We start from the raw sequence: 12,382 nt of genomic DNA on the forward strand, positions 1-12,382 counted from the left end.
CCTCACTACGCCTCCGGCAACCGCCACGCGCATGAAAGGTTAAAAAAGAGTGGGCCGGAGCTATCTCCCACATAAACCGTGAAAACTAACATCCGTAAGACAACAATGTTAGGATGGTTAGTGGTCGACAATGACGGTAACAAGCATGTTAGACAAAGTTTTGAAAATTGCCACACGGCAAAGCCCGCTTGCGCTATGGCAGGCGCAATATGTTAAAGCGCGCCTCGAACACGCGCATCCCGGACTGAAGGTCGAGCTGGTGCCGATGGTCACTCGCGGGGATGTCATCCTTGATACTCCGCTGGCAAAGGTGGGTGGCAAGGGCTTATTTGTGAAAGAGTTAGAGCTTGCCATGCTCGAAGGGCGCGCCGATATCGCCGTTCATTCGATGAAAGATGTGCCGGTGGAATTCCCGGAGGGTCTGGGGCTGGTGACTATCTGCGAGCGCGACGATCCGCGCGACGCGTTTGTCTCCAATCACTATGCCTCGATTGATGAACTCCCGGCCGGCAGCGTCGTTGGCACATCAAGTTTACGCCGTCAGTGCCAGCTGGCCGCCACTCGTCCGGACCTGGTGATCCGCTCTCTGCGCGGTAACGTCGGTACCCGGCTGAGTAAGCTGGATAACGGCGAGTATGACGCCATCATCCTCGCCGCCGCCGGCCTGAAGCGCCTGCAGCTCGAGGCGAGAATTCGCCAGCCGCTGTCGCCGGAGCAATCCCTGCCGGCGGTCGGCCAGGGTGCGGTCGGCATCGAATGCCGTCTCGACGATGCATGGACCCAGGGGCTGCTAGCGCCTCTCAACCATACGGAAACGGCAGTGCGCGTGCGCGCCGAGCGGGCGATGAACACTCGTCTCGAAGGCGGCTGCCAGGTGCCGATTGGCAGCTATGCGGAACTCGTCAACGGCGAACTGTGGCTGCGGGCGCTGGTTGGCGCCCCGGATGGTTCGCAGATGGTACGCGGCGAACGGCGCGGGCCAGCAGAGCAGGCCGAAGCGCTCGGCATCTCGCTGGCGGAAGAGCTCCTGGATAACGGCGCGCGCGACATTCTCGCGGCAGTTTATGATGGAGAAGCCCCACGATGAGCATCCTGGTCACTCGTCCATTACCGCAAGGAGAAGCGCTGGTCAGCCGTCTGCGGGCCATGGGACGCGTGGCCTGGGGCTTTCCGCTGATAGAATTTACGCCTGGCCGGGAGCTTCCCGCGCTGGGCGACGCGCTTGCCCGCCTCGGGCCTGACGATCTGCTGTTTGCGCTGTCCCAGCATGCGGTGGAGTTCGCCCATGCCCGCCTGCAGCAACAGGGGCTGCCCTGGCCCACTTCCCCACGCTATTTTGCCATTGGCCGCACGACGGCGCTGGCCCTGCATACGGTCAGCGGGCAGCATATCCATTACCCGTTAGATCGGGAAATTAGCGAAGTCTTGCTACAATTACCTGAATTACAAAACATTGCCGGGAAAAATGCGCTGATCTTACGCGGCAATGGCGGGCGGGAACTCTTAGGCGCGACGCTGACCGAGCGCGGCGCCAGGGTCACATTTTGTGAATGTTATCAACGTAGTGCAAAGCATTACGATGGCGCAGAAGAAGCGATGCGCTGGCAATCTCGCGGGGTCACCACGCTGGTGGTCACCAGCGGCGAGATGCTGCAGCAGCTATGGTCGTTAATACCGCAATGGTATCGCGAACGGTGGCTCCTGCACTGCCGCGTTGTCGTTGTCAGCGAACGTCTGGCCCTTCAGGCCCGGGAGCTGGGCTGGCAGGAGATTCAGGTTGCCGATAGCGCCGACAACGATGCGCTGCTACGCGCATTACAATAACTCTCAACATTGGAAGCCATAATGACGGAACAACAAAATCAATCCGCCGTGGTTGAAGAGACCAGGGAGGCCGTGGAGACCACACCACAGCCAGAGAACACTGATAAGAAGAAGGCTGGCAACAAAACCAGCCTGGCGCTCAGCGCGATCGCTATCGCCATTGCGATAGCCGCCGGTATCGGTCTGTATGGCCTGAACAAACAGCAGGCCTCGCGTCAAAACGAAACCACCTCTGAATTATCAAGCCAGGTCGCGGCGCTGCAAAAAGCGCAGGAGAGCCAAAAAAGCGAACTGGAAGGCATTATCAAACAGCAGGCCGACCAGCTAAACGAAGCCAAACGCCAGCAGGAGACGCTGGCCAAACAGCTGGACGAAGTCCAGCAAAAAGTGGCGGTCATTTCCGGTAGCGACGCCAAAACCTGGCTGCTGGCCCAGGCCGACTTCCTCGTCAAGCTGGCGGGACGTAAGCTGTGGAGCGATCAGGATGTCACCACCGCCGCCGCGCTGCTGAAAAGCGCCGACGCCAGTCTCGCCGACATGAATGACCCGAGCCTGATCGGCGCCCGCCGGGCGATTACCGACGACATCGCCACTCTCTCCGCGGTGAACCAGGTGGACTACGACGGCATGATCCTCAAGGTTAATCAGCTGGCGAACCAAATCGATAACCTGCGGCTGGCGGATAATAACGATGACGATTCGCCGATGGATTCTGATAGCGATGAGCTCTCCAGCTCCATCAGCGAATGGCGCATCAATCTGCAGAAAAGCTGGCAGAATTTTATGGACAGCTTTATCACCGTGCGCCGCCGCGATGAAACGGCGGTCCCGCTGCTGGCGCCGAATCAGGATATCTATCTGCGGGAAAATATTCGCTCTCGCCTGCTGGTCGCCGCGCAGGCGGTGCCGCGTCATCAGGAAGAGACCTGGAAACAGTCGCTGGATAACGTCTCGACCTGGGTACGCGCCTATTACGATACCGATGACGCCACCACTAAAGCCTTCCTTGAAGAGGTGGATAAACTCAGTCAGCAAAGCATTACCATGACGGTGCCGGAGACGCTGCAGAGCCAGGCGTTGCTGGAAAAACTGATGCAGACCCGGGTGCGTAATCTGATGGCGCAGCCTGCCGTTTCCGCGGGCGGCGCGCCCGCACCTGCACCGTCTGCACCTGCTGCACCGGCCGCCCCCGCTGCGCCGCAAGGAGAGTAACGCATGCTGAAAATTCTTTTACTCTTCGCACTGTTGATCGCCGGGATCGTGCTTGGCCCGATGATCGCCGGCCATCAGGGCTACGTCCTGATCCAGACTGATAACTACAATATCGAGACCAGCGTGACCGGGCTGGTGATTATCCTGATCCTCGCCATGGTGGTGCTGTTCGCCATTGAATGGCTGCTGCGCCGCATTTTCCGCACCGGGGCGCATACGCGCGGCTGGTTTGTCGGCCGTAAACGCCGTCGCGCGCGTAAGCAAACCGAGCAGGCGCTGCTTAAGCTGGCGGAAGGTGATTACCAGCAGGTTGAGAAGCTGATGGCGAAAAACGCCGATCACGCCGAACAGCCGGTGGTGAACTATCTGCTGGCGGCGGAAGCGGCCCAGCAGCGCGGCGATGAAGCGCGGGCTAACCAGCATCTGGAGCGCGCCACCGAACTCGCGGGCGATGATCTGATCCCGGTGGAAATCACCCGCGTTCGCCTGCAGCTGGCGCGCAATGAAAACCACGCCGCGCGCCATGGCATCGATAAGCTGCTGGAGATCACCCCGCGTCATCCGGAAGTGCTGCGCCTCGCCGAACAGGCTTATACCCGCACCGGTGCCTGGCAGTCGCTGCTGGATATCATTCCGTCGATGGCGAAAGCTAACGTCGGCGATGAAGAGCACCGCGCCGCGCTGGAACAGCTGGCGTGGGTTGGCCTGATGGACAAAGCGCTGGCCGATGGCGGCAGCGAGGGGCTGCGTGAATGGTGGCGCAACCAGAGCCGTAAAACGCGGGCGCTGGTGCCGCTGCAGGTGGCGATGGCCGAGCGCCTCATCGAGAGCGACGATCACGATACCGCGCAGCAAATTATCATTGATGGTCTGAAGAAACAGTATGACGACCGTCTGGTGATGCCGATCCCGCGCCTGAAGACCAATAACCCGGAACAGCTGGAGAAAGTACTGCGCCAACAGATCAAAGCCGTTGGCGACCGTCCGCTGCTGTGGAGCACCCTGGGCCAGTCGCTGATGCGGCACGGTGAATGGCAGGAGGCCAGCATCGCCTTCCGCGCCGCGCTTAAGCAGCGTCCGGATGCCTTTGATTACGCCTGGCTGGCCGATGCCCTGGATCGCCTGCATCAGCCGGAGGAAGCGGCCACCATGCGCCGCGATGGCCTGCTGCTGACGCTGCAGAATAACCCTCAGCAATAACCTGGTCTGGCTATCGCCTCCTGCGGGGCGATAGCGCTTCTCCCCCGCCTTCGCGTTGACGATCCCCTGAAAGAAAAAAACGCCTGCGCTGAAATCAGGGCAGGCGTTAAAACAGGTCTGTTTGACAACAAATTGGGTGCTTCACTCAACGTAATGTCCATGGTGTTTGATGAGGCATAAATGCGACATCTGTCAGTGGACGATAAGCACCGTAAGAACGGCTCTGCATCATTCCGGAGTTTATGAGGCACGAAGGCGAACATAAGAGATGGAATGAGCATCTACCCGGTTATTATCGCACAGGATCCGGGGAAATTGCATCTACCACAGTGATGAATTGAGAGTTTTCCTGACGCGTATTCTTAAGCAAAGAGAAGATTTTTTATCAGCAAGATCAGGGGAATAAGTCATGGCAGGAAGTACCAGAAAACAAAAAACCCCGCCGAAGCGGGGTTCAAAATTGGTCGGCGAGAGAGGATTCGAACCTCCGACCCACTGGTCCCAAACCAGTTGCGCTACCAAGCTGCGCTACTCGCCGAAATACTGCTTTTTGAATTTTTAGTTCAATTCGTTAAAGTCGTGGTGCGAGGGGGGGGACTTGAACCCCCACGTCCGTAAGAACACTAACACCTGAAGCTAGCGCGTCTACCAATTCCGCCACCTTCGCAAATTCACAACTCTATCAAATAATGGGGTGGCTAATGGGATTCGAACCCACGACAACTGGAATCACAATCCAGGGCTCTACCAACTGAGCTATAGCCACCACTGCAAACCTTTTACGCGGTATTAAAACCACCGCAGCTCCAGCACCGGGTTAATGGTGCGCCCGACAGGATTCGAACCTGAGACCTCTGCCTCCGGAGGGCAGCGCTCTATCCAGCTGAGCTACGGGCGCTTAGCGCCGTTGCGGGGTCGGATAATACGGACTTCCTCCCCCGCTGTCTAGTGCCTTTTTAAAGAAAATTATCGTTTGCTCATGCTTTGTTCGTTTTGACGCTTATTCAGCCGGATTATTGATTTGTCCCTGTCTTCCGAGGCCAAACACCTTATAAATCAGGGTAACGGCAGCAAGGAAAATAATACCGACAAAGAGCGACATCCGGGTTTCATCATTCAGCCCCATCCCGACCAGCACGCAGATCAGGAAAGCCATGGTGAAATAGTTGGCCCACGGAAACAGCAGCGAACGGAACGGATGGCTGGCTATCGCTGCCTGATGTACGCGACGGAAACGCAGCTGGCTAATCAGGATCACAAACCACGGCACCATCCCCGGCAGGACGCTGGCGCTATAGACATAGACAAATACCCGCTGGGGATTAGGAATGATGTAATTCAGGCAGGAGCCTACCAGCAGGATCAGAATCGACAGCGCCACGCCGACGGCAGGAACGCCGTTGCGCGATACCTTACCGATCGCCGCCGGCAGCTGACGGTTCTTCGCCAGGGCGTACAGCATACGTCCGCAGCTGTACATCCCGCTGTTGCAGCCGGAAAGCGCCGCCGTCAGCACCACGAAGTTGATAATCCCCGCCGCAGCGGTAATACCGATTTTGGCAAACGTCAGTACGAACGGGCTGCCGTTGGAGCCGATTTGATCCCATGGGAAGATGGTGACGATAACGAAAATCGCGCCGACGTAGAAAATCAGGATCCGCCACAGCACTTTGCCCACCGCGCTGCGTAACGTGACCTGCGGATTTTTCGCTTCACCTGCGGTAATGCCGATGAGCTCCACGCCCTGATATGACGCAACCACGATACACAGCGCCGTCAGGAAGCCCTTCCAGCCGCCGGCAAAGAAACCGCCATGTTCGGTCAGGTTGCCAAAACCGATGGAGTGGCCGCCGTTGCCAAAGCCGAAGAAAATGACGCCCAGGCCCACGACGATCATCACAATAATGGTGGTCACTTTAATCATGGCGAACCAGAACTCGATTTCACCGTACAGCCGGACCGCCGCGAGGTTTGCCAGCGCCACCAGCCCCACGGCAATTAATGCCGGTATCCACTGCGCCATCTCCGGGAACCAGAACTGCACATAGACGCCGATGGCGGTAATCTCCGAGATGCCCACCGCCATCCACATAAACCAGTACGACCACGCGGTCAGGTAGCCGAAGAAGGGGCTCATATAGCGATGCGCATACACCGCGAAAGAGCCGGTGACGGGCTCAAGGAACAGCATTTCGCCCATTGAGCGCATAATGAAAAAGACGAACAGGCCAGCGATAATGTACGCCAGCAGCACGGAAGGTCCAGCCCACTTCAGCGTACTGGCCGCCCCCATAAACAACCCCACGCCAATCGTCCCACCAAGGGCGATCAGTTCAATATGCCGGGCCTCCAGTCCACGCTGGAGCTCCGCTTTTTTCTCAGTCATATATCCTCTTGTGTTTGCCGTATTCCGGGTACTCTCGGTTATTGTTATTAACTGAACTCATAGCCTTGCCGACGCGCAGGTCTCCCCCGCGCGTATAAAGCCTGCGAATGGTTAATTAATTTTGCGGAAATGGCAAATAAAGTATCAGGCGAGTGAAGAGATTACACAGAATATGTATGCAAACTCGCCTGGTTGCAGTGGAATATCAGAGCTTACCGGAATAATGCCAACGTAAATAGCGCAGTAGGCGGAACTGTCTCTTGATGCGGCTCGGCTGTAAAAGCAGACGATAGAACCATTCCAGCCCCAGATCCTGCCAGAACTTCGGCGCCCGATGCACGTGCCCGGTGAAAACATCGTAAGTGCCGCCGACGCCCATATACAGCGCGTGCGGGTACAGACGCCGACAGTCGCGCATAAAGATCTCCTGACGCGGGGACCCCATGGCGACGGTGACGATTTTCGCCCCGCTGTCGCGAATGCGTTCGAATAATGCCTGGCGCTGTTCAGGAGCAAAATAGCCGTCCTGGGTGCCGACGATATTCACCTGCCAGCGCTGGCGCAGGCTGGACGCCGTCTGCGCCAGGACTTCAGGTTTACCGCCGACCAAAAACACCGGTGTGCCTTCAGCGCCGGCGCGCTGCATTAACGCTTCCCAGAGATCGGCCCCTGCCACGCGGGACACCTGGGCTTGCGGATATTTTTTACGCAGCGAACGCACCACGCTGATGCCATCCGCATATTTAAACTCCGCCGCCTCAATCAGCGCCCGCACCTCCGGGTTATCCTCTACGGCCAGCATTTTCTCGGCATTAATCGCCACCAGCGTCCCCTCGCGGAGAACGCCGTCGGCATACAAATAATCCAGAGCGTGCTGCATATCGCGCCAGCCTATGAGCTGCAGCCCTCTTAACAGGTACAACGGCGCGGAAATGGTCCCAGTCATGTCCATCCTTCTCAGACTTGCGGTTGCGAAAGCGGTTTTACGCGCTTATGAATCAGTCCCACGCTATCCAGGAACCAGTACAGCAGTTTCGCCGCCAGCAAGCAGATACCAAAGATCACGAGGAAAAACACCACGCGGGAGCCGAACGAATCCAGGCCCTCGCGCGCCAGCACTATCATGTTGAAGATAGCGCCGAAACAGAAACTGTGCAGGATAGCCGCTTTATAGCGATTGCTCTCCCGGTTGCCCAGCTCATACAGCCAGTCGAACCATTTAATAATCAACCCGACCGCCACGGCGCCCAGCGGCACAAACCAGACGCCGCCCATCACCACCAGCGAGCCAATCAGCGTCGGCGAAATCGCCAGCCCCGAATGGTTGTTTAATACTTCCCAGGTAAAGTAGTTGGCGGTATTGAGCACCATCGTCGGGCGACCGTGCCACATCCAGCTGGGGATAAAGACGTAGAAATCGCGGATCATCGGCGCCAGACCCTGAAAATCGATCTTGTCGTAGTTTTGCAGCAGCAGCGCCAGGTTCTCCCACGGCGAGAAGGTATCGCGTGTGAGATAGAGGAAGGTATAAAACGCTTCGTCGCCGCTGACGTTCATCCCGTAGCGCTTCAGCGCCAGCCAGAACATGCCGACGATGCCCAGCACGCCCGCCGCCGCCAGCATCCACAGGCTGATCCAACCGCGAATAATGCCGATAAACAGGAAGATGGCGAAGGCGATGATGATATTGGCGCGCGTCCCGCCGACGATAGCGTAGGTCAGCAAACCAAAGGCCACCGTGCTGACGAGGAAGAAGATCCACGCCTTATAATCCTGGCGCAGGAAATAGACCACCAGCATCGCCGGAATAAAGAAGTAGAAGAAGCGCTTCAACGCCACGCCGGAGACTTCAGCAGAGAAAATCTGGCTGTAGGAGTTGAGCTTAAACAGCAGGAAACCGTTGTGGGCGAAGAAGATGCCAACGCACAGCAGCGCCAGCCCCATCAAAATGCCCCACGCCAGATGGGTTTCTACCCGGTTCATGGTGAACAGCGGCCGACGCGCAACCTCACGCGATGCCGGACGCAGCCGCGTTTTATAGGTCACGTAGTAAATCGCGTAGAAGCACACCGCGATCAGCAGCGTCTGCAGCAAAATCTCCGGCGGCGCCACGCTGACGTCAAAGCGGAACACCAGAATACTGGTCAGCGGGAAACCGAAGAAGAAAGTCAGCAGAAACAGCAACGAGAAAAAGACGTTGAAGTTGAAGCGTACCCGGCGGAACTCAAACCAGGTGGCGGTAGCGATAAACAGCGTCGACAGCAGCCAGACTACCAGCAGCCCGCTAAATTGCATTAACGTCATGCCAGCCCCTCCGCCGCTAACCGTAGCGCCCGCTGCCAGCCCGTCAGATAGTTCGGCCGGAAGAAAGCGATACCCGACTTATCCACGCTCGCCAGTTGGCGCTGCGCTTCGCGCACCACGCTGACGTCCAGCGCATCGCTGGTGAACAGCACCGGCACATGCTGCTCGGTCATATCCTGCCAGAACGGGTTTTCGCGGTTGAGCACGCAGGGAATGCCCGCCTGAATCAGCAAGCACAGGGTGCCGATCCCCTGCTGACGCGCGAACAGGAAATAGCCCAGATCGCAGCGGCGCAGCAGCGCCAGATAATCATGAAACTCCAGTTTCTCGCTGAGGATCTGCAGATGCTCACCGCTAAACAGCGCCGCCCCCGCCTCACGAACCTCATTGATATAGGCCTCGTTATTCGCCGGATAGCCCATCGGCACGATGACGTTTACCGTATCGCCAAACTGCTGATGAATAGCCTTCATCGCGGCAATATGTTCATTGCTGCGATCCCCGGAGTTACCCACCAGAATGGTCAGCGTGTCGCCGCGCGGCGCGTTTTCGGCCAGGGTATTCAGCGCCGGATCCATACGGGTCGGGAAATAGAGCAGTTCGCCCGGGACGCGCGGATGACGGTTTGCGAACCAGCTCAGATCGCCGCGGGTGGCGAAAACGCGCCCTACCCGCCCCTGCGCCAGGCGGCGCAGCGGATAGAACAGACGGAACTTCAGGCTGGTGGCGTTTTCGTACAGATCCGCCCCCCAGATATGCCAGTTAAACTGCGACGGGCGGATACCACCGCCCAACAGCGCCAGCCACAGGCCGGTATTGAACTGGCCGTGGAAGAAAAAGCGCTGCTGGCGGTTGGCTTTGGCTTGCGCAATCACCGCCTGCGCCAGCGACTTCTTCCCCGGATAACAGGTGATGTCCAGCGCCGGATACCCATCACGCACGCTGGCCTCATCACCGACGATCATAAATCTCCTGGCCTGCGGATCGGCGGCCAGTTCGTCGTTAAAGAACCGCAGTACGGTCTGGTTATGATGCGGGATATCTGATCCCAGTACATGTATCAGTGCTGTCATGCCCGTTTACGCCAGAGTAAAAACACGCCACTACAAAGGGCGAAATAAACAATATAAGTGGCCATATACGCCTGCGCCGCGCCAACCGCGCCGTGCGCCGGTATAAGCCAGTGTGAGAATGCGGTCAGCAGTGTGAACTGACTGATTTCCGTCAGAATATAAAAACGCAGCGACGCTTTGGCGATCACCAGATAGCCATAGACGTAGGCGCCTACTTTTAAAACGTCGCCCACCAGCTGCCAGGCGAACAGGTCACGCATCGCGGTAAAGCGATCGGAAAACAGCAGCCAGATGGCAAAATCGCGCAGCAGCCAGACCGTCAGGCTCGCCGCCGCCACTGCCGGCAGGACGAATTTCAGCGACTTGACTATCTCGCGGGTGATATCCGTTTTGGCGCTCAGCCGCGACAGCGTCGGCAGGAGATAGACGCTGAACGAGGCGGTAATAAACTGCAGATAGGCATCAGAGATGCTGCTCACCCCCTGCCAGATACCCACCGCCTCCCAGCCATAATGCGCCGCCAGCAGATTACGCATCATCACATAAGCCACCGGCAGGGTCACTGAGGTTATCAGCGCCATCAGGGTAAATTTCGATAGCTGTCCCGCCAGACCGTTATCCCAGCGCGGACGCAAGGCGCTCAGCGGGATATTACCCCGCCGCCAGAGCATAATACCCGCCGGAACCACCACCAGCGCCGGAACTAACGCCAGCCCCAGCAGCGCGCCCTGATAGCCTCCCAACACGTAGCAAGCATAGTAAGCCGCCACGCCGATCAGGCTCCCGGCAATCAGCGAGAAGGCGTTACCCGCCGCATCGCGAAAGCCTTTCATCAGCGCCAGCAGGAAGTTTGCCCAGGCGATCCCCATCTGTACCAGCGCCACCAGCCGTACCAGATTCTGATAATGAGTATGGCCGAACAACCCCTGGCTTATCGGCGCCGCGGCCAGTAAAAACACCAGCGCCAGCAGTGTGGAAAAGCCAAGCACCATCGCCGACGAGGTGCCCACCACCTGCTTCAGGCGCGGGGGATCGTCGTGATGCTGCGCCACCAGCTTCGTGACGCCATTAAATATCCCGGCCCCGGCCAGCACGCCGAGCACGGTGACCAGTTGCCGGAAGTTACCGGCCTGGCCAACGCCCGCGGGCCCAAACGAGACGGCCAGCAGTTTGACGACCAACAGCCCGGCGCCGATTTTGACCAGCGTCGATGCCGCCGTCCACAATGAAGCTTTTGCTAACGACATATCAGGAGAAGTAGCTCAGCAGCGAGTTAATCACCGTCCGCTGGTTCACCACAGACAGATTGTAAAACAGCGGCAGGCGTACCAGGCGCTCGCTCTCCAGGGTGGTATAACGGTCTTCACCGTGGAATTCGCCGAAGTGTTCGCCTGCCGGACAGCTGTGCAGAGGAATGTAATGGAATACCGCGAGGATCTCCGCCTCTTTCAGCCAGGCGATCAGCCTGCTGCGATCCTCGATATCGCGCAGCTTAATGTAGAACATGTGCGCGTTTTGCCCGCAGTCGGCCGGGATCGTCGGCAGTTCGATACGTCCCGCGCGGGCCAGCGGCAGCAGGGCGTCATAGTAGTTCTGCCACAGCGCCAGGCGCTGTTGGTTGATGCGCTCCGCCGCTTCCAGCTGCGCCCACAGGTAGGCGGCCTGCAGGTCGGACATCAGATAGCTGGAGCCAATGTCCCGCCAGGTATATTTATCCACCAGGCCACGAAAGAACTGGCTGCGGTTGGTGCCTTTTTCGCGAATGATCTCCGCGCGCTCCACCAGCGTGCGATCGTTGATGAGCGTCGCCCCGCCCTCACCGCCAGCGGTGTAGTTTTTGGTTTCATGGAAGCTGAAGCAGCCGATATGGCCGATGGTGCCCAGCGCACGCCCCTTGTAGGTGGACATCACCCCCTGCGCGGCATCTTCCACCACGAACAGGTTGTACTTGTCGGCGATGGCCATGATGATATCCATCTCGCAAGCTACGCCGGCATAATGCACCGGGACGATCGCCCGGGTTTTATCGGTGATAGCGGCTTCGATTAACGTTTCATCGATATTCATGGTATCGCGACGGATATCGACGAAGACGATTTTCGCCCCGCGCAGCACAAAAGCATTGGCGGTGGAGACAAAGGTATAGCTGGGCATAATCACTTCGTCGCCCGGCTGGATATCCAGCAGCAGCGCGGCCATCTCCAGCGAAGCCGTGCAGGAAGGGGTTAGCAGGGCCTTTGCCGTGCCAAAACGCTGCTCCATCCACTGCTGGCAGCGGCGCGTAAAGCCGCCGTCGCCGCACAGCTTGCCGCTGTTCATCGCAGACTGCATGTAATCAAGCTCGGTTCCAACCACCGGCGGCGCGTTAAATGGGATCATGAGG

Annotated in this window: 10 protein-coding genes and 4 tRNA genes; 4 read left to right on the forward strand and 10 right to left on the reverse strand. The window is 58.2% G+C overall.

Features of this window, described 5'->3' with window-relative positions:
- Window positions 1-145 precede the first annotated feature (145 nt).
- The 4 genes from hemC to hemY are packed head-to-tail and all read left to right on the forward strand — an operon-like array spanning window position 146 to window position 4,236.
- Window positions 146-1,087: a hydroxymethylbilane synthase gene (hemC, locus tag ACLEXF_RS24305; protein WP_004886804.1), complete on the forward strand. Its 942-nt coding sequence runs from the start codon at window positions 146-148 to the stop codon at window positions 1,085-1,087.
- The gene (gene hemD, locus ACLEXF_RS24310; RefSeq protein WP_017899402.1) at window positions 1,084-1,824 is read left to right on the forward strand and encodes a uroporphyrinogen-III synthase; all 741 of its coding nucleotides are present in this window, start codon (window positions 1,084-1,086) and stop codon (window positions 1,822-1,824) included. The genes hemC and hemD overlap by 4 nt, the downstream gene beginning before the upstream one ends.
- A 21-nt stretch (window positions 1,825-1,845) precedes the next feature.
- The gene (gene hemX / locus ACLEXF_RS24315) at window positions 1,846-3,036 is read left to right on the forward strand and encodes a uroporphyrinogen-III C-methyltransferase (protein WP_004886808.1); all 1,191 of its coding nucleotides are present in this window, start codon (window positions 1,846-1,848) and stop codon (window positions 3,034-3,036) included.
- 3 nt (window positions 3,037-3,039) lie between these two features.
- Window positions 3,040-4,236, forward strand: a complete 1,197-nt coding sequence (gene hemY, locus ACLEXF_RS24320) for a protoheme IX biogenesis protein HemY (protein WP_004886811.1) — start codon at window positions 3,040-3,042, stop codon at window positions 4,234-4,236.
- A 461-nt stretch (window positions 4,237-4,697) separates the two neighbouring features.
- Here hemY and ACLEXF_RS24325 read toward each other — a convergent pair.
- The 10 genes from ACLEXF_RS24325 to rffA form a co-directional block, all read right to left on the reverse strand.
- Window positions 4,698-4,774: transfer RNA gene (locus ACLEXF_RS24325), tRNA-Pro, on the reverse strand.
- A 42-nt stretch (window positions 4,775-4,816) separates the two neighbouring features.
- Window positions 4,817-4,903: transfer RNA gene (locus ACLEXF_RS24330), tRNA-Leu, on the reverse strand.
- Window positions 4,904-4,926: 23 nt separating this feature from the next.
- Window positions 4,927-5,002: transfer RNA gene (locus ACLEXF_RS24335), tRNA-His, on the reverse strand.
- Between the two features lie 55 nt (window positions 5,003-5,057).
- A tRNA-Arg gene (locus ACLEXF_RS24340) sits at window positions 5,058-5,134 on the reverse strand.
- A 102-nt stretch (window positions 5,135-5,236) separates the two neighbouring features.
- Window positions 5,237-6,622 carry a bifunctional threonine/serine APC transporter ThrP gene (gene thrP / locus ACLEXF_RS24345; protein ID WP_004886813.1) on the reverse strand — a complete coding sequence of 462 codons (1,386 nt, stop codon included), beginning with the start codon at window positions 6,620-6,622 and terminating at the stop codon, window positions 5,237-5,239.
- A 205-nt stretch (window positions 6,623-6,827) separates the two neighbouring features.
- Window positions 6,828-7,568: a lipopolysaccharide N-acetylmannosaminouronosyltransferase gene (wecG, locus tag ACLEXF_RS24350; protein ID WP_004886818.1), complete on the reverse strand. Its 741-nt coding sequence runs from the start codon at window positions 7,566-7,568 to the stop codon at window positions 6,828-6,830.
- Window positions 7,569-7,579: 11 nt separating this feature from the next.
- On the reverse strand, window positions 7,580-8,926 hold the full coding sequence (gene wzyE, locus ACLEXF_RS24355; protein WP_017899404.1) for an ECA oligosaccharide polymerase: 1,347 nt from the start codon (window positions 8,924-8,926) through the stop codon (window positions 7,580-7,582).
- Window positions 8,923-9,999: a TDP-N-acetylfucosamine:lipid II N-acetylfucosaminyltransferase gene (locus ACLEXF_RS24360; RefSeq protein WP_043521017.1), complete on the reverse strand. Its 1,077-nt coding sequence runs from the start codon at window positions 9,997-9,999 to the stop codon at window positions 8,923-8,925. Before ACLEXF_RS24360 ends, wzyE begins: the two co-directional genes overlap by 4 nt.
- Window positions 9,996-11,246 carry a lipid III flippase WzxE gene (wzxE, locus tag ACLEXF_RS24365; protein WP_004886828.1) on the reverse strand — a complete coding sequence of 417 codons (1,251 nt, stop codon included), beginning with the start codon at window positions 11,244-11,246 and terminating at the stop codon, window positions 9,996-9,998. The genes ACLEXF_RS24360 and wzxE overlap by 4 nt, the downstream gene beginning before the upstream one ends.
- Before the next feature lies 1 nt (window position 11,247).
- The gene (gene rffA / locus ACLEXF_RS24370) at window positions 11,248-12,378 is read right to left on the reverse strand and encodes a dTDP-4-amino-4,6-dideoxygalactose transaminase (RefSeq protein ID WP_043521018.1); all 1,131 of its coding nucleotides are present in this window, start codon (window positions 12,376-12,378) and stop codon (window positions 11,248-11,250) included.
- Window positions 12,379-12,382 lie beyond the last annotated feature (4 nt).

Source organism: Klebsiella pneumoniae complex sp. WS1778 (assembly GCF_049472055.1).
Lineage (GTDB): Bacteria > Pseudomonadota > Gammaproteobacteria > Enterobacterales > Enterobacteriaceae > Klebsiella > Klebsiella quasipneumoniae.